The organism is Mycolicibacterium sp. XJ870 (assembly GCF_053483975.1).
In genome coordinates, this window is sequence record NZ_JBEFTI010000001.1 from 1,451,415 (window position 1) to 1,466,728 (window position 15,314).

The window sequence follows — 15,314 nt, forward strand, 5'->3', positions numbered from 1 at the left end:
GACGTCTGTACGGGTCCGTCAGATGCAGGTCAGCGATTGAGAGGTAGCTATGTCGGCCGACAACGACCGGCTCACGTACTCCAGGGACCCCAAGCACGCGAAGGACCGGCTTGAGTACGGCGAGCACGACCTCCTGCTGGGCGGACCCATCGCCGCCCTACCTGCCGGCAGGTCGCGACACAGTGACGACCGGCAGCTTCCACCGGCAGTCCTGACATCCAATTTCGGCTCGCCGCGTCGACCCAGCGAGGCCGAGACCACCGTCAAGCTTCCCCCGGTCACCCGGACCAACTGGGAGCCATCGAACGGGTCGTCGGTGGCAGGCGAGAATTGGATACTCCAGACGCCGGTGACCACCGGCGCGGTCGGCGAGCACCGCGCGATCGACAACCTCGCCCATGTCGGAGTGAAGTCCGCGGTAAAGATGCACTCGCGTCGCGGCTGGCGGCGCGTGCTCTATCGCGCCACTCGCATCAACCTGGGTCTCTCACCGGACGAGCTCTACGAATTGGAGCTCTATGCGCGGGTTCGTCGCAATGCGCGCGAGTCGTATCAGATCGGCGTTTTCGGCCTGAAAGGCGGCGTCGGGAAAACGGCCGTGACGGTGGCACTCGGATCGACGTTGAGCAAGGTGCGCGGTGACCGGATCTTGGCGATCGACGCCGATCCGGCCAGCGGTAACCTGGCCGACCGCGTCGGCCGCAAATCGCCGGCGACCGTGGCCGATCTGCTCGCCGCCAAAGACCTCTCGCGCTACAACGATGTGCGTGCCTTCACCAGCATGAACGAGTCGAAGCTCGAAGTGCTGTCCAGCGCGGAGTACAGCGGCGCGACCCGCTCCTTCGACGACGCCGACTGGATCGCATCGACCGGGGTGGTCTCGCGGCACTACAACCTGGTGCTGGCCGATTGCGCCGCGGACATGTTTCAGCCGGCGGCGCGCGGTGTGCTGGAGACCGTCTGCGGTGGCGTGATCGTGGCCAGCGCCTCGATCGACGGGGCCCGTCAGGCCGCGGTGACCATGGACTGGATGCGCCAGAACGGCCACCAGGACCTGTTGAACCGATCGTGCGTGGTGGTCAACCACGTCGGCCCAGGCAAGACCAACGTCGACATCGGTGACCTTGTGCATCAGTTCCAGAAGCACGTGCCGCCCGGGCGCGTGTTCGTGCTGCCCTGGGACAAGCACATCGCCGCAGGCACCGACATTCACCTCGACCTGCTTCGGCCCAAGTTCCAACGGCGGATCCTCGAACTCGCCGCCGCGCTGTCCGAAGACTTCGAGAACCCGCTGATCAGCTGATCGCGGCGAGCTCCCGCGCCACAGCGGCGTGGTACTTGTCGATGTTGGCAGGATTCACCACGCGGAAAAGCGCATCCGGTAGGGGAGCGTCCTTGTACGCCTCGATGGTCATCGTGCGGCTGAACAACGTGATGTCGGCGCCCGGCCGGGTGAACTGGTACTGCACGGTGATCCTGCCCTCCATGCCGCCGGTGCCGTCGCGGTCGTGGCCAAGCCGGCCCACCGAGTTGAACACCCACATCCGGGGACGCATGGCGATCGCCAGGTGCCAGGTGTAGATCTGGGCGCCGTCCGGTCCGGCCTCTGCCCAGGTGTCGCCGACCTGCAGCGGTAGCCGCTCCGGTAGACCCTCGATGTGGGCACTGCCCGGATAGGTCTTCGTCCAGTTCACCGGATTGGTGACGAAATCATAGACAGTCTCGGCGGATTGGGTGAAAGCCGTCTCCGAGCTCGTGGTCACGATGCCCAATTGGGTTTGCCCTTCTAGTCACACGTCGCAGCCGCATGCCGGGGCGGTCCCGGACACGGGTAGTTCGGCGAGCACGTCCACGCGTGCCGCGTCGAAGCTCAAGTACCCCCTGATGGGTAGCGCCTCCGGTGGGGGATCCGGATAACTCCATGCCACGTCGCTGATCACAGTGTCACCGACGACCGCCGACCAGTACGTCGCGGTGCCCTTGTAGTTGCAGTAGGTGGTGGTGTCGGTGCGGTGCAGCAGGTCGGTACGGATCAGGGCGGGGTTGACGTAGAGCCGGGGTTCCAGCGAGGTCTCGAACACGATCACCGTCTCGTCGGTGTCCACGATCACGGTGTCGGCCGCCGTGACCCGCAGCGAGCGCTGAGTCGGTCTGCAGTCGATGCGGTGATACGGGTTCGGCGGGTAGTGCACGAGGCGCCGGCCCTCCTCCAGCCAGACATCGACGGCATCCCACGGCACCGAGACGTAGCCGGGAGCCTCGACCACCGGCCGGCTGGGCAACTCACCAACTTCGTCATCGGGAAACGCATAGCTCAGCGGGTGACCCGCACGGTGCACCATCAGCGCGCGCTCGGTATCCAGTTTGGTGGCCTCGCCGACAAAAGCCTGGATGCGCCGGGGGTGCGGCTCGATGTAGACCACCGGACCAGCGATTGGGGGCGTGAACCAACCGGCCGGTTGTGTACTGAACGGTCCACGTCCTGCGACGAGACTCATTGCGACACCTCCTCTTTCATCGCACCGGTCTGGCGCTCATGCCCGGCCGGCATCACCGCGCCCGCAACCAGGACGGCGAGGCGCGCAATCGCCACGTCAAGATAGGAGCTTTACAGATTCTTCGAGAAATGTCACGCTGTTCGGTAAGCGGGCCCATGCCGAGTAGACAGCCCACTGAACCGGATTGGATCCATATGTCGCCACAGACCTCCATCTCCGCAACCAGCACGGTTCCCTTCGCCCGGTCCCGCCCACGCAGCAACCAGGTGCTGCAGTACGAATTGAACGTCGTCGCATCCAGCGCCGCCGACGTGGTGCGCGAGATCGGTGGATGGTTGTTCGACCGGCGGATGGCCGGCTGGCATGTCAGCGTCGCACTCACCGATCCGGCCGACGAGCGCGCGCTGCGCATCCTCGGTTTGAAAGCCGTTGAATTGACCGGACTTTGGCAGTCGGCGGGTGATCCTGAGTACGTGGCGATGACGGCGATCGCGACTGATCGATTCGATTCCGACAACGATGTGCGGTTGCGCGGGCTCAGCGAACTACGCGACGGGCCTGGCGGGCTCGCGTTCTGGGGCGCGGACTGTCCCGAACAACTCGGCGGCCAGGTGCACCGTGCGCGGTATCGGTTGAGCGCAGCCGCTCGCGCATTCAAGGCGCAGGCCCTCGTCGCGTCGGGGGAGACCCCGGCGCGGGTCGGCGCGGTCGAGACCATGTTCCGCTGCGGTCACGGTGTGCTGGACGCCGAACTGGCTCCGTACTGATGTCTGCGGTGGCCTCGGTCGCCGGGCTGCTCGAGGTGCTCGACGTCACCCCTGACGGGCCGGACCGCTATATCGGTACGACCGGCCCGACGGGCGCTGACGGCCGCCAGGTGGCCAAAGGAGCGCAGGCGCTTGGACAGGCGATCGTCGCGACTGCTAAACAGTTCCCGGACAAGGTAATTCGGTCAGCGCACGCGGTGTTCGCCCGGCCCATCAGTGTCGGCTCCACCGTGGAACTGGTGGTGGATGTGGTGCACAACGGACGGTCGACCGCGACCGCCGTCGTCAACGTCAATCATGACTCACGACGCTGTGCCACCGTGACGGTGCTGGCCGACGTGCCTACCGAGGACGTGATTGCCCATCAAGCCCTGCTGCCCGACGTCGCCACCCCTGACGACGCCCACCCCGCCGAGCGGGCCATGGCGGGTCACGAGCTGCGGTTGGTCGACATAGTCGACGTCAACAGCCCGGATGAAATCGGACCGCCGGAGCTGTACGCGTGGTTGCACTGCGACCCGATACCGGACCGCGACGACCTGGCCAAAGCGCTGCTCGCCTACTTCACCGGAGGACTCGGAATCTCCACCTCGATGCGCGCGCACCGCGGCATCGGTACCGCCCAGGCCCACACGACGGTGTCGACAGCGTTGATATCGACATTCATCAGTTTTCACGAGAGCGTGCAGTGGGACGGCTGGCTGCTGTACAGCCATGAAAGCACCCAGGCCGGTGCCGGGATGTCCTACGTGCGCGGGCAGGTCCACACCGATGACGGTGACCTGCTGGCCTCATTCGCGCAGGACGGGCTGATCCGCCCGCTGCGCTCCACGGACTCGGCCATCGACCAGCCGGCCCGGTTGTAGGCCGCGGGTGTATTGCTACCTGATCCAGCCGCGGCGGCGCAGCCACCAGTCGCGCACCACAGCGATGACGATGGTCACGGCGAAGCCGATGAGGAACCAGTCCTCGACATGGCCGACGTGGTTGCCGTGCATCATCACCAGCAGAAAAGCCGCCGACAGCAGGCCGCCGACGTGGATGAGCGTCATGTTCTGCTTGGACCAGCCCCATTCCGCGGACGGCACGTCCTCGACGTCGACGCCGGTGTGTCGTTCCACCTCGGTGTTGGCCACGGGTTGCTCCTCGAGATCGGGCTGGCTTCGGGCTGGCACTGCCCACATTCTGACATACGACGCTGCGTCGTATGCCGGCTGCTTGACCGGCGGAGCGTCGGGGTCGGGCAGCACGGTGCCCAACGTGAAGGAGATCGCGAGATTTCCAAGACGTGTCGCGATTTTCTTCACACTCGACGCAAAGCGTGGGCATGTCGCCCAGGCTGCCCCAAACGGACAATTCGCCTGTTCAGGAAGGTTCACCGATGCAGTTCTGGAGCGGTACCGCGTTCATGGAGACCAGCGACGCCCTGGTGGTGGCGCCGTTACTCGACGAAGCCGGTTTCGACGGAATCGTGTGCTCCGATCACATGATCTATCCGCGCGAGCTGTCCTCGCCTTATCCGGATTCGTCGACCGGTAAGCCCGGCTGGGCACCGGAGACCGCCTGGCCGGACTCCTGGGTGCTGATCGGCGCGATGGCGGCGCTGACCCGGCGGCTGCGGTTCTCCAACGCCGTGTACGTCGCTCCGGCCCGCCCGTTGCTGGAGGTCGTGAAGCAGGTGGCGACCGCGTCGGTGGTGTCGAACGGGCGCGTCGCGCTCGGCGTCGGCGTCGGCTGGATGCGGGAGGAGTTCGAGCTGATGGGCCAGGATTTCGACACCCGTGGCAAGCGTCTCAACGAGATGATCCCGGCGCTGCGCGAGCTGTGGCGCGGCGGGTGGGTGTCGTTCGACGGGCAGTACTACCAGGTGCCCGAGATGATGATCGAACCCCATCCGGTGGCTCCGGTGCCCATTCTGTGCGGCGGTGAATCGGAAGCTGCGCTGCGCCGGGCCGCCCGCTTGTGCGACGGCTGGATCGGCTACGCCTACACCCTCGACCAGGCGGCCCGCTACACCGAGCGCCTTGATGTGCTGCGCCGCGAGAACGGGCGCGACCGGGAGCCTTTCGAGATCCTGCTGGCGCTGCTCGACCCGCCGTCGCCGGATCTCTACAAGCGAGCCGAGGACCTCGGCATCACCGCGGTGATGTGCGCGCCCTGGATGGGTCAGCCCAACGGTTCGGGCGCCAACCGGTTCCGTGAACCGATCGAGCGGTTCGCCGAGACGATCATTGAAAAGGTGAAATAGCCCGACGTGGCTGAATTAACGTGAACGGGTGGGACGTTCGCTTGAGATAGCAATGGCGCAGTACGCGCCCATCACCGGGCCCGATCCCGTCGGGCAGTTGCGCAGCCAGTCGAAGTCGATCCGCGAGGGTACGCCGAGGCCGGACATGATCGTGTTCCCCGAGATTCATCTGTGCGGCGACGCCGACACCGCCGGCGACAGCAACGCCTGGCTGCAGGCCGCTGCGGAGCCGCTCGACGGGCCGCGCCTGGCGGAGCTGGCGCGCATCGCGGCTGACCTCGCAGTTTGGCTGATCCCGGGCTCGGTGCCCGAACTCGGCGACGGCAAGGTGTACAACACCGCGGTGGTGTTCAACCCGGCTGGTGAGTTGGTGGCCGGCTATCGCAAGGTCTTTCCGTGGCGGCCCTACGAAACATGGTCGTGTGGAAGCGAATTCGTGGTGTTCGAGGTCCCCGGAATCGGCCGGGGCGGATTGTCGATCTGCTATGACGCATGGTTTCCCGAGTCGACCCGCAGCCTGGCGTGGATGGGCGCGGAGTTCGTCGTCAACGTCGTGAAGACCATCGGATCGGACCGCAAACAGGAGCGAGTGTTGGCACGTGCCAACGCAATCGTGAACCAGGTGTTCATGCTCAGCGTGAATGCGGCCGGCCCTGTCGGAGCCGGCGGATCGATCGTCAGCGATCCCGAGGGCGAAGTGGTCACCGACCTTCCTGGGACCGAGCCCGGCTTGCTGACCATGCGTATCGATCTCGACGAGGTAACCCGGGTTCGGCAGGTCGGCACCGAGGGCTTCAATCGCATGTGGTCGCAGATGGCACCCGACGACCCACTCATCGACCTGCCGATCTATGGCGGGCGGATCGACCCCGCCCGTTGGACGCCGGACACCAGGGGAGGTACTTGATGGCAACCGAACATCACGCGACGCTCGAGAAGACCATCGGCCTGCGATCAGTCGTGTTGTTCGGCCTGGCCTACATGACGCCGATCATCGTGCTCGGCATTTTCGGGGTGATCGCCGAGACCTCCGGCGGCGGCAGCGCCGGGTCGTATCTCGTTGCCACCGTGGCGATGTTGTTCACCGCGCTCAGCTACGGGGTGATGGCGCGGCACTATCCGGTCGCGGGCTCCGCCTACACCTACGTCCGCAAGGCGCTGGACTCCCGGCTCGGATTTCTGGTCGGCTGGGCGATTCTCCTCGACTATCTGTTCCTTCCGTTGGTCATCTGGCTGATCGGCGGTGCGTACCTGAACGGGCAGTTTCCCGGTGTGCCGTTCTGGGTTTGGATCGTCGGGTTCATTCTCATCACGTCTGCGCTCAACGTCATCGGACTCAAGGTGGCTGACCGGACGAACTTCGTCCTCATGTCGTTTCAGCTGCTGATCCTGGCGCTGTTCGTGGTGCTGACGATCACCCATCTGGTCGGTGACTCGCAATCGCTGGTGTCGGCCACGCCCTTCACCGGTGAGATCGGCTTTTCCGCGATCGCGGCCGGAGCGGCGATCGCGGCGTATTCCTTCCTGGGCTTCGACGCGGTCAGCACGCTTACCGAGGAAACCCGCGACGCTCAACGCACCATCCCGCGGGCGATCGTCCTGGTGGCGCTGATCGGTGGCGGCATCTACGTGCTGGTGGCCTACGTCGTCACGCTGGTGTCACCCGGCGGATCGTTCGAGAACGCCGACTCACTGGCCGCCGACATCGCAAAGACCATCGGCGGCAGTGTGTTCGGCGCAGTCTTCCTCGCCGCGCTGATCATCGGCCAGTTCACCTCAGGGCTGGCCGCCCAGGCCGCAGTCTCCCGGCTCCTTTACGCCATGGGCCGTGACGGCGTGTTGCCGAAACGGGTGTTCGGCTGGGTCTCCGAGCGGTTCCACACCCCGGTGTTCAACATCGCCCTGGCGGGCGTGATCGGGTTGGCTGCGATCTTCCTTGACATCTCGACGTCGACATCGTTCATCAACTTCGGCGCCTTCACCGCCTTCACCCTGGTGAACCTGGCCGTCATCGGATACTTCCTGCGGCATCGCGGCGAGCGGCTCAGCCCGTGGCGTTACATCCTGCTGCCGGTCATCGGTGCGGTCGTCGACATCTACCTGCTGACCAAACTGGACCCGCACGCCCTGATCCTCGGGCTGTCCTGGCTGGGCATCGGCGTGGTTTACCTGTTGGTGCTGACCCGCGGGCTCACCCGGGAGCCGCCGGAGATGTCCGGCCTCACCGAGGAGTCGTCCGCATCGACCAGTTGACCCGCGCACCAGGCTGACCTTGTGCTGACGTCATAATGGTGTCACTATGACGTCATGGACTTGCAGCCGTACGTTGACGCCGTTCGCCATGAGCTCGGGGTGGCGGCCGCTGCCGGCGGCCCGGACGCCGAGGCACTCGCGGAGCGCCTGACCGCCCCGTTGGAATCGGCGTTGCGGCTCACGCTGCTGGAAGCGCTGAGCGAGAGCGCCGAACTCATCACCAGCGAGCTCGCCCCGGCATCCGTGGACGTCCGGTTACGCGGCCGCGACCCCGAGTTCCTCGTCACGCGGGCACCGGCGCCTGAGGCACCGGTGCGCTCTGCCGGCGAGGTGGCCGACGACGGCGGCGGCACCTGGCGCGTGACGCTGCGCCTGCCGGACAGCCTGCGCGGCAGTGTCGACGCGGCCGCCCGCCGCGATGGTCTCTCGGTCAACGCGTGGCTGGTGCGGGCGGTAAGCGCGGCCCTGGGCGGCTCGGCCCAGCATTCCTTTGCAACCGACAAGACGTTCAGCGGTTGGGTCCGCTGAACCCACCCATAGGAGAGATCGATGACGACATTTCAGACACCAGAACCGATCACCGCTGTCGTGGAGGTGGTCGCCGGCGCAGTGCGCCTGGTTGCCTCCGACCGTGACGACACGATCGTCGAGGTCCGGCCAAGAGATCCCAACCGCGCCTCGGATGTGCGGGTGGCCGAACAGGCCCGCGTCGAGTGCCATAACGGCACGCTGAAGGTGACGGCCGGTCGCAAAGTGCTGTCGCTCGGGCGTGGCGGTGCCGTCCACATCGACATCGAGCTGCCCGCGAAATCCCGGCTGAAGGCATCCTCGGCATCGGCAGACGTCGAGGCCGACGGCGCCTACTCCGAGTGCCGGTTCGCGTCGGCCAGCGGAAACGTGCGGATCGGCACCGTGATCGGAAACATCAAGGCGGACACTGCTTCCGGTGACGTGACGGTAGACGACGTCACGGGCAATGCCTCGATATCGACGGCTTCGGGTGCGGCGGCCATCGGTCGGCTCGATGGTGACGTGAAATTCCAGGCTGCCAGTGGCGGCATCACCGTCGGGGTGTTGCGCGGGAATGTCAACGTCCAGACGGCGTCCGGCTCGGTAGCTGTCGCCACCGCCGTCACCGGCGGGCTCAGCGCACAGACCGCCAGCGGCGAGGTCGAGGTCGGCATCCCCGAGGGCACAGCCGCACGCCTTGAACTGGCATCCAAGTCCGGATCGGTCAGCAACGGGCTGCAGACCACAGACGGTCCGGCCGAGGGTGACGACACCGTGACGGTGCGGGCGCGCACCGGTTCCGGCGACATCACGGTGCGCCGCGCCGCCGGACCGGCCGCTGCCTAGATCTCGCAGCCGTCATTAAGATCACGCAGAACCGGCCAACCACGTGCCCGCCTGCCGCGAGCACCCGGCGGAACAGGGGGGCGCTCGATGAAACGGACGGCGCTGCGTGTCGGCCAGGCCGGCGTGGCCGGTGTTCTCGTCGCCGTCGGCATCGGCCTCGGCGCCTACAACGCCTGGTGGGTTGCGCTGCTCGGGATTCCGCTAATCCTCGTGGGACTTTCGATGGTGCCCCGGCCTACCCGTACTTCAGAACTGGCGCTGTTCGAGCACGCGACGGGCGGACAGCAGGTGCCGGTCCGTGTCGACGCACTCACCCGCAGCAGCCAGACCAACGACGACCTGCAGCCGACGTTGGTGACCGCGACGATCAGCCCGCCGCACGACACCGAATATCAGGCACGGTGGATCGCGTCGATGTCACACACCGATTTCGAGTCGCTCACCGACAATCCGGACACCCTGCTCGCGCCAGATCGGTTGCCGCCACGCGAGGCGGCCCGCACACCCGAATTCGGCGATCACCCCGGCAAGCGGGTGGTGATCTATCCAGTGGTCACCATCCTGGTGACGCTGATGGTGCTCGTCGGCGTCGGCGACGCCTGGCGCATCTCCTTCGATCGGCCCGCACCGGCGCACGCGCCACGCGCTGACTCTGGCCCAAGGTCGAAGAACTTGAACCTCAACGCGCGCCGGGACGGCATGATCCAGGCGATCACCGAGCAGTTCGGGCCCGCCGCGGCCAACAATCTCCTCGAACTCCGTTTCACCGGCAGCGGCTCCGACTACGGCACGGTTCTGAACCCGACCAACGGCGACACCACTATCGTCTACGTCAACAACGGTGGAGACGCATTCACCACACCCTCGGCGCAGGTCCTGCGCAAGGACAGCACATTCCTCGCCGGCGATATCGCAGGCACCGATCTGACCGCGGTCACCGACAAGATGGCACAGCAGCTCGATGCCGCGGGCAGACTGAGTGACCTTGAGACCCTGGAAATCGAACGCTCGGGCCCCGGGGCTCCGCTGATCCTGAGCGGCAGATTCGGAAGCAAGACCGTCAACGCTCTCCCGGACGGCACGGTGGGCGAGATCTTCGATCCGGCCGATTTCGCGGTGTCGTTCCAGCGGGCACGAGATGCGCTGGCGCTGGCGGGAATCGCTCCATCGGACCCGGTGCTGACCAACTTCGAGATCCGGGGCACGCATCGGGCCACGCCGACTGCGCACGCGAGTGAACTCCAGAGCAGCGGTGGTGTGCTGCTCGAGTTCCAGACCGGTGATCGGTCCGGCCAGATCATCGTCGTACCGGGGGAGCTGCCTGAGGTGACCGACCGGGCCTACCACTCGAACTCGCAGGCTTTCGCCTTCGACGACATTTCCTTGGAAGCTTTCGAATCCGTTCGCGCACAGGCGATGCAACGGGGAGCCCTGGAACCCTATGAACGTGAAGCCGTTCAAGTCTGGATGACGGACCGGGAGATCGATCAGTACCGGTTGGCGATCCGGATCACACTCGCGGGGGTGGAGGCGGCGACGGGGACGTATTCGGTCACTGGCGAGTTCCTCGCCGCGGGCGCTACCTGACGCCTCAGTTCGACTTGGCCGCCTCGATGGCTCGGCGGGTGACGCCTTCCAGTTGTGCGAGTTGAACTTTGGGGGGATGCAGGATGCCTCGATCGGTGAGTCGGGTGACGATCTCGCGGACCCGTCCGTAGTAGGTCGCCTGCTCGGCCGGGGTGGTGCTCGATGCGGCGTGGTTGTAGAGCTTGAGTGCGGTGTCCAGTTCGGTCCGGTCCGCCGGTTCGAGGTAACCGGTGCCCATTTTCTTCCCGTGCGATTCACACGCGATCCAGGCCCGGCGCAGCGTCACCACCGATTGTTGGTAGGCGTCGGCCAAGCCCCGGTTGCCCGGATAGGCTTCGGTGCGCAATGCGGACGCTTCGTCGAGCGCGAGGTGGAACGTCTGCGTCTGTTCGACGGTCACATCGGTGATGGCGGGGTAGCGCAACAACATTGCCGGGTCGAGTTCGTAGGCGCCGTACGCGCCGAGGACGTCGTCGTGGCGCCGGGTGGCCTCCTCCCACAGCCGTTTCGCCGCCTCGTCGGTACCGGCGTCGGCGATGCGCGCGCCTGACACGGGTGCGCCGAGCTCAGGTTCGGCGTCGGGCAGCGCCGCCTCGAGGCGGCGCAGTATCTCTGCTGCAGCGGGATCCGATTCCACGACGGCCACCCGCCACTCGTCGCTGCCGGTGTCCGTGGAGAAGATCATTGTCAGGTACTTCTGGCCACGGACTGTCGGGCAACGCTCCTCCGGTCTTGTTTCAGCGGCCGGACCGGCCTTTTGCACGGCGATCAGCGAGGACAGCGGGTAGCTGACGATGTCACGATGTTCGTCGCCCAGGTGGACGGTGTCGCCGTCGACCGTGATCAGTACCGCGCCGGGCCTCCCCAGCCGTCCGTAGGCCGCGACTCCTACCGCGGCGGTGACGAGCGCTGCCGCGACGACCGCGGTGACCAATCCGGACGCCCCGGCGTAGTTGAGTCCCACGAGCGCGAGCATGGCCGCCGCCAGGACCGTGACCGATGCGACGGCAGACATGCGATGACGGCTGGTCAGATACTCGGTCCGAGCGGTCACCGGGACCACCGGGGCGTGCTCGGCTGAGGTCATCGAGCTCAGCATACGGGCAGCTCGGAGCGGATGTTCAGCTCCTGGCGGGAGCGCGAGTTGTTGCAGAGTTTCGCAATCTTGTTCAACGTTGCTGGGCGGGAAGCGCCATTTTTTGTCGGTGGTCGAATGTATGTTCGAAACATGCAGGCGGGTGCGGGTGAGGCGGTGGCGGGGTTGCGGGCCGCCTTCGACGCGTTCGCCTCCTGCGATTTCGCGTCGTTGTCCCGGGACGAGTTGCTCGCGGTGCTCGATGAGTACGAGACGCTGACCTGTCAGATGCCGGCGGTGTGGCATCGGCTGCTGGCCCAGTTGCAGGCTGGCGCCACGGCCAAGGAGCTGGGCGCCAAGTCGTGGAACGAGGTGCTACGGATTCGGTGGCGGCTGTCCACCGCCGAGGCCGGTCGGCGCTTGGCTGAGGCTGGCGAGCTGGGGCCGCGCCGAGCCCTCACCGGTGAGGTGCTGCCGGCGGTGCTGCCGGCGGTGGCCGCCGCCCAACGCGCCGCCGGGCTGATCAACACCGATCACGTCAAGGTCCTGCGCGACGCAGTCCATCACCTACCGGAGTGGGTGGACACCACGACGCGTGAACAGTTCGAACTCGACCTGGTCCGGGTCGCCGTCGGGGTGGGCCCCAAGGAACTCAAGGAAACCGCTGAGCTGCGGTTGTTCCTGCTCGATCAGGACGGACCCGAACCCGACGACACCGAACGCGCCCGCAAACGCGGCGTCAACATGGCCAAACAGGGCCGCGACGCGATGACCGGTCTGACCGCCGACCTGACCCCCGAAGCCGCCGCCGTCTGGGAGGTACTGCTCGCCAAATTCGCCGCGCCCGGCATGTGCAACCCCGACGACGACGAACCCTGCACCACCGGCACCCCCACCCAGGCCCAGATCGACAACGATCACCGCACCCTGGCCCAACGCCAACACGACGCCCTGCTGGTCATCGGACGCATCGCGTTGATGAGCGGGGACCTCGGGCAACTCAACGGCCTACCGGTGTCGGTGATCATCCGCACCACGCTGCAAGATTTGGAATCGCGCGCCGGGATCGGGGTCACCGGCGGCGGAAGGAAGCTTCCCATCACAGATGTCATCCGGATGGGCGGGCACGCCAACCACCACCTGGCGATCTTCGACCATGCCACCGGAGCGGCCCTGGACTACTACCGGGCCCGGCGCACCGCCAGCGCGGCCCAGCGGATCATGCTCATCGCCCGCGACGGCGGCTGCACCAAACCGGGCTGCACCGTCGGCGCCTACGGCTGCCAGGTGCATCACGCCGCCGCCGATTGGTCCGACGGCGGCAACACCAACGTCGACGAGATGACCCTGGCCTGCGGCCCCGACAACCGCCTCGTCAACAGCGATAACGGCTACACCACCACCATCAACGAACGCGGCGACGTCGAATGGCACCCACCACCCGACTTGGACCACAGCCAACAGCGCATCAACTACCACCACCGCCCCGAACTGCTCCTCACCCCACCCGACGAGGAACCCGAACCCGACCACACGCCCGACCCTGAACCGGAATGGGTCGTCACGCCGGAACCGGGGTGCGAATTGGCGCCCGACGCCGAGCAGGCACCGCAGCCCGCGCGGGTTCCAGAGCTGATCCCCGAGCCGGAGCCTGACGTCAAGCAGCACCCGGAATGGGTCGTCACGCCGGAACCGGGGTGCGAGTTGGCGCCCGACGCCGAGCACGACTCGCAATGGCACCCGGAGCCAGACCCGCAGTGGGATCTGGACTGGGACACCGATTTCGACCCACCCGCACCCACCCCACCCAACGTCGAACACCTCTGGGACGCCGAGCTATTCGCCCCAGAACCGTCCGCCCCGCAACCCGTCGACCCCGGACTCCCAACCGGCTGGACACTGCTCGACCCCAGCCCACGGCTGTCCATCAACGACCACGCCCTCAGCGGCAAAGCAGCACGCGGTCCGTGACGAGCTAGGCAAGCACGGCGCTTGCCCGACCCGTCGCTTCCCACCAGCCGTCGATGCGGCTGCCGAGGTCAAGATCGGCAGCCACTTCGATGAGTCCGGCGGCCACGACGACGCGGGCGCACAGTCGAGCGCTACCAGTCCGATCGCCGGCAGCGATGGTCGCGCGAACGGCTTCGTCATCGAGATAGGCCAACCCGGCGTCGAGATCGAAATCGCCTAACCGGTATCGAGCCGGAACACCGTCAATAGCCCTGCGAGAGCTTCGAATTCATCGGGTGTGCCATCGATCACCATGCCGGAGCGCTTGGCAAAGCCGACACCGACAGGCACCTTCACCGCGAAGCTGCGCAGCACCGGGCGGGCCTCGTCGGGCGCGAGCTCGACGATCGTGACGGGACGCGACCTGCGGCCCTGCGACAACGTGCCGGCCCCGGCGGCACGGGCGTTGGCCGCCCAGTCGGCGCGCGGATAGCCCGCGACCGTGTACAGGTCGCCGTCGTGGACGAACGGTGTCATGGGAGTGCTGCGCGGCAGCCCGGTCTTACGGCCCGGCACGGTCAGCACCATCGCCGGCCCGGTGGGGATGCCGAGCCGCTGGACCGCCATCATCACCTTGTTGATGGGTCTGAGCCAGCGCGGCGGGCTCGGTTCCAGTCTGGATGTGGACATGCGACTCTCCTAGTCGGTGAAGCGGTCACGGTGGGTGGCAACCCATTCGGCGAACGTCGTGGCCGGGCGGCCGAGAATTTTCTGCACCTCGTGGGTCACCAGCGCGGGCGTTCCGACGGCGTCGGATAGTAGCGCCAGATATCCGTCGGCGAACTCGGCGGGGAAGCCCATGGCGACAAAGTGTTCGCGCACGGCATCGGCCGGCACCTCCTGGTACCGCAGTGGTCGGCCCAGTGTCTGGCCGATGGTCTGCACCAGTTGGGAATTCGTGAGTGCCTCTGGTCCGGTGAGCGGAATCCGCTGTCCCACAAGGTCATCGGTGAGTAGTGCGGCCGCGGCCACCGCGGAGATGTCGGCGTCGGCGATGGGCGCGAGTGATGCGTCGGCGTAGGGGCAGTTCACGACGTCGCCGACGAGGACCTGCGCCGACCACATCCCGGCGAAGTTGGAGGCGAAGTACGTCGGCCGCAAACTGACCCATTCCAGGCCCGATGCGATGGCCAGTTGCTCGACCTCGCGGTTGCGGTCGCCCCGCGCACGTGAGGGTTGGAGCGAATCGTCCTCGTCGGCGTTGATCGCCGAGAGTGCCACCAGCCGCTGCACGCCCGAGGCGCGGGCGAGGTCCACTGTCGCTTCCAGTTCGGAACCCAGCGCGCGCGAATTGAGGAAAACCGCTGACGCGCCGCGGATTCCCGCGCCGGCGGTCGGCACTACTTCGACGCCGGGCGGCAGGCCCGCGGTATCCGGGTGGCGGGTGACGGCGCGGACTCGCGCGCCGGCGTTGACGAGTTCGGTGACCAGTGGGCGTCCGACGTTTCCGGTCGCGCCCGTGATGAGGATTGTGTTCATGCATTCAAGGACGGCCGGCCGCCGGCAATAGTTACAAGCGT

17 protein-coding genes are annotated in these 15,314 nt (G+C 66.6%); 10 read left to right on the forward strand and 7 right to left on the reverse strand.

Annotated elements, in window-relative coordinates; translation table 11 throughout:
- Positions 1–49 precede the first annotated feature (49 nt).
- Complete coding sequence (locus ABQF30_RS07245) at positions 50–1,303, forward strand: MinD/ParA family ATP-binding protein (RefSeq protein ID WP_448462105.1); 1,254 nt, start codon at positions 50–52, stop codon at positions 1,301–1,303.
- Here ABQF30_RS07245 and ABQF30_RS07250 read toward each other — a convergent pair.
- Positions 1,296–1,772, reverse strand: coding sequence for an SRPBCC family protein (locus tag ABQF30_RS07250; RefSeq protein ID WP_448462106.1), 477 nt, complete (start codon positions 1,770–1,772; stop codon positions 1,296–1,298). The genes ABQF30_RS07245 and ABQF30_RS07250 overlap by 8 nt on opposite strands.
- A gap of 18 nt (positions 1,773–1,790) precedes the next feature.
- Positions 1,791–2,498: a DUF427 domain-containing protein gene (locus tag ABQF30_RS07255; protein ID WP_448462107.1), complete on the reverse strand. Its 708-nt coding sequence runs from the start codon at positions 2,496–2,498 to the stop codon at positions 1,791–1,793.
- A 194-nt stretch (positions 2,499–2,692) separates the two neighbouring features.
- Here ABQF30_RS07255 and ABQF30_RS07260 point away from each other — a divergent pair, with 194 nt between their 5' ends.
- Together ABQF30_RS07260 and ABQF30_RS07265 are read left to right on the forward strand one after the other, a co-directional pair.
- Positions 2,693–3,265, forward strand: coding sequence for a hypothetical protein (locus ABQF30_RS07260; RefSeq protein ID WP_448462108.1), 573 nt, complete (start codon positions 2,693–2,695; stop codon positions 3,263–3,265).
- The gene (locus ABQF30_RS07265; RefSeq protein WP_448462109.1) at positions 3,265–4,131 is read left to right on the forward strand and encodes an acyl-CoA thioesterase; all 867 of its coding nucleotides are present in this window, start codon (positions 3,265–3,267) and stop codon (positions 4,129–4,131) included. Before ABQF30_RS07260 ends, ABQF30_RS07265 begins: the two co-directional genes overlap by 1 nt.
- A 15-nt stretch (positions 4,132–4,146) precedes the next feature.
- Here ABQF30_RS07265 and ABQF30_RS07270 read toward each other — a convergent pair whose 3' ends face one another.
- Positions 4,147–4,401 (reverse strand): DUF2631 domain-containing protein, encoded by a 255-nt coding sequence (locus ABQF30_RS07270; RefSeq protein ID WP_448463514.1) that lies wholly within the window; start codon positions 4,399–4,401, stop codon positions 4,147–4,149.
- 245 nt (positions 4,402–4,646) lie between these two features.
- Here ABQF30_RS07270 and ABQF30_RS07275 point away from each other — a divergent pair, with 245 nt between their 5' ends.
- The 6 genes from ABQF30_RS07275 to ABQF30_RS07300 all read left to right on the forward strand — a co-directional run bounded on the left by ABQF30_RS07275 (position 4,647) and on the right by ABQF30_RS07300 (position 10,709).
- Positions 4,647–5,513: a TIGR03619 family F420-dependent LLM class oxidoreductase gene (locus tag ABQF30_RS07275; RefSeq protein ID WP_448462110.1), complete on the forward strand. Its 867-nt coding sequence runs from the start codon at positions 4,647–4,649 to the stop codon at positions 5,511–5,513.
- Between the two features lie 28 nt (positions 5,514–5,541).
- Entirely contained in the window at positions 5,542–6,420 is an 879-nt protein-coding gene (locus ABQF30_RS07280) for a carbon-nitrogen hydrolase family protein (RefSeq protein ID WP_448462111.1), read from the forward strand.
- Positions 6,420–7,766 carry an APC family permease gene (locus tag ABQF30_RS07285; RefSeq protein WP_448462112.1) on the forward strand — a complete coding sequence of 449 codons (1,347 nt, stop codon included), beginning with the start codon at positions 6,420–6,422 and terminating at the stop codon, positions 7,764–7,766. Before ABQF30_RS07280 ends, ABQF30_RS07285 begins: the two co-directional genes overlap by 1 nt.
- 54 nt (positions 7,767–7,820) lie before the next feature.
- A complete protein-coding gene (locus ABQF30_RS07290; protein ID WP_448462113.1) occupies positions 7,821–8,294 on the forward strand; it encodes a histidine kinase in 474 nt (157 codons plus the stop codon).
- Positions 8,295–8,315: 21 nt separating this feature from the next.
- The gene (locus ABQF30_RS07295; protein ID WP_448462114.1) at positions 8,316–9,122 is read left to right on the forward strand and encodes a DUF4097 family beta strand repeat-containing protein; all 807 of its coding nucleotides are present in this window, start codon (positions 8,316–8,318) and stop codon (positions 9,120–9,122) included.
- Positions 9,123–9,209: 87 nt separating this feature from the next.
- Entirely contained in the window at positions 9,210–10,709 is a 1,500-nt protein-coding gene (locus ABQF30_RS07300) for a hypothetical protein (RefSeq protein ID WP_448462115.1), read from the forward strand.
- 4 nt (positions 10,710–10,713) lie between these two features.
- Here the strand turns inward: ABQF30_RS07300 and ABQF30_RS07305 are convergent, their stop codons facing one another.
- Positions 10,714–11,796, reverse strand: coding sequence for a hypothetical protein (locus ABQF30_RS07305; RefSeq protein WP_448462116.1), 1,083 nt, complete (start codon positions 11,794–11,796; stop codon positions 10,714–10,716).
- Positions 11,797–11,922: 126 nt separating this feature from the next.
- On the opposite strand from ABQF30_RS07305, the gene ABQF30_RS07310 reads away from it, so the two are divergent.
- Positions 11,923–13,755: a DUF222 domain-containing protein gene (locus ABQF30_RS07310; protein ID WP_448462117.1), complete on the forward strand. Its 1,833-nt coding sequence runs from the start codon at positions 11,923–11,925 to the stop codon at positions 13,753–13,755.
- Positions 13,756–13,759: 4 nt separating this feature from the next.
- Here the strand turns inward: ABQF30_RS07310 and ABQF30_RS07315 are convergent, their stop codons facing one another.
- Genes ABQF30_RS07315 through ABQF30_RS07325 form a run of 3 tightly spaced genes read right to left on the reverse strand, consistent with a single transcriptional unit; the run spans position 13,760 to position 15,273 of the window.
- Positions 13,760–13,948 carry a hypothetical protein gene (locus ABQF30_RS07315; protein ID WP_448462118.1) on the reverse strand — a complete coding sequence of 63 codons (189 nt, stop codon included), beginning with the start codon at positions 13,946–13,948 and terminating at the stop codon, positions 13,760–13,762.
- Positions 13,949–13,971: 23 nt separating this feature from the next.
- Complete coding sequence (locus ABQF30_RS07320; protein WP_448462119.1) at positions 13,972–14,424, reverse strand: nitroreductase family deazaflavin-dependent oxidoreductase; 453 nt, start codon at positions 14,422–14,424, stop codon at positions 13,972–13,974.
- A gap of 9 nt (positions 14,425–14,433) precedes the next feature.
- On the reverse strand, positions 14,434–15,273 hold the full coding sequence (locus tag ABQF30_RS07325; RefSeq protein WP_448462120.1) for an NmrA family NAD(P)-binding protein: 840 nt from the start codon (positions 15,271–15,273) through the stop codon (positions 14,434–14,436).
- Positions 15,274–15,314 lie beyond the last annotated feature (41 nt).

Coding starts and splice junctions, on each gene's coding strand:
- ABQF30_RS07245 (WP_448462105.1), top strand. CDS start 50: ATGTCGGCCGACAACGACCGGCTCACGTACTCCAGGGACCCCAAGCAC.
- ABQF30_RS07255 (WP_448462107.1), bottom strand. CDS start 2,498: ATGAGTCTCGTCGCAGGACGTGGACCGTTCAGTACACAACCGGCCGGT.
- ABQF30_RS07260 (WP_448462108.1), top strand. CDS start 2,693: ATGTCGCCACAGACCTCCATCTCCGCAACCAGCACGGTTCCCTTCGCC.
- ABQF30_RS07265 (WP_448462109.1), top strand. CDS start 3,265: ATGTCTGCGGTGGCCTCGGTCGCCGGGCTGCTCGAGGTGCTCGACGTC.
- ABQF30_RS07275 (WP_448462110.1), top strand. CDS start 4,647: ATGCAGTTCTGGAGCGGTACCGCGTTCATGGAGACCAGCGACGCCCTG.
- ABQF30_RS07285 (WP_448462112.1), top strand. CDS start 6,420: ATGGCAACCGAACATCACGCGACGCTCGAGAAGACCATCGGCCTGCGA.
- ABQF30_RS07290 (WP_448462113.1), top strand. CDS start 7,821: ATGGACTTGCAGCCGTACGTTGACGCCGTTCGCCATGAGCTCGGGGTG.
- ABQF30_RS07295 (WP_448462114.1), top strand. CDS start 8,316: ATGACGACATTTCAGACACCAGAACCGATCACCGCTGTCGTGGAGGTG.
- ABQF30_RS07300 (WP_448462115.1), top strand. CDS start 9,210: ATGAAACGGACGGCGCTGCGTGTCGGCCAGGCCGGCGTGGCCGGTGTT.
- ABQF30_RS07305 (WP_448462116.1), bottom strand. CDS start 11,796: ATGACCTCAGCCGAGCACGCCCCGGTGGTCCCGGTGACCGCTCGGACC.
- ABQF30_RS07310 (WP_448462117.1), top strand. CDS start 11,923: ATGTATGTTCGAAACATGCAGGCGGGTGCGGGTGAGGCGGTGGCGGGG.
- ABQF30_RS07320 (WP_448462119.1), bottom strand. CDS start 14,424: ATGTCCACATCCAGACTGGAACCGAGCCCGCCGCGCTGGCTCAGACCC.
- ABQF30_RS07325 (WP_448462120.1), bottom strand. CDS start 15,273: ATGAACACAATCCTCATCACGGGCGCGACCGGAAACGTCGGACGCCCA.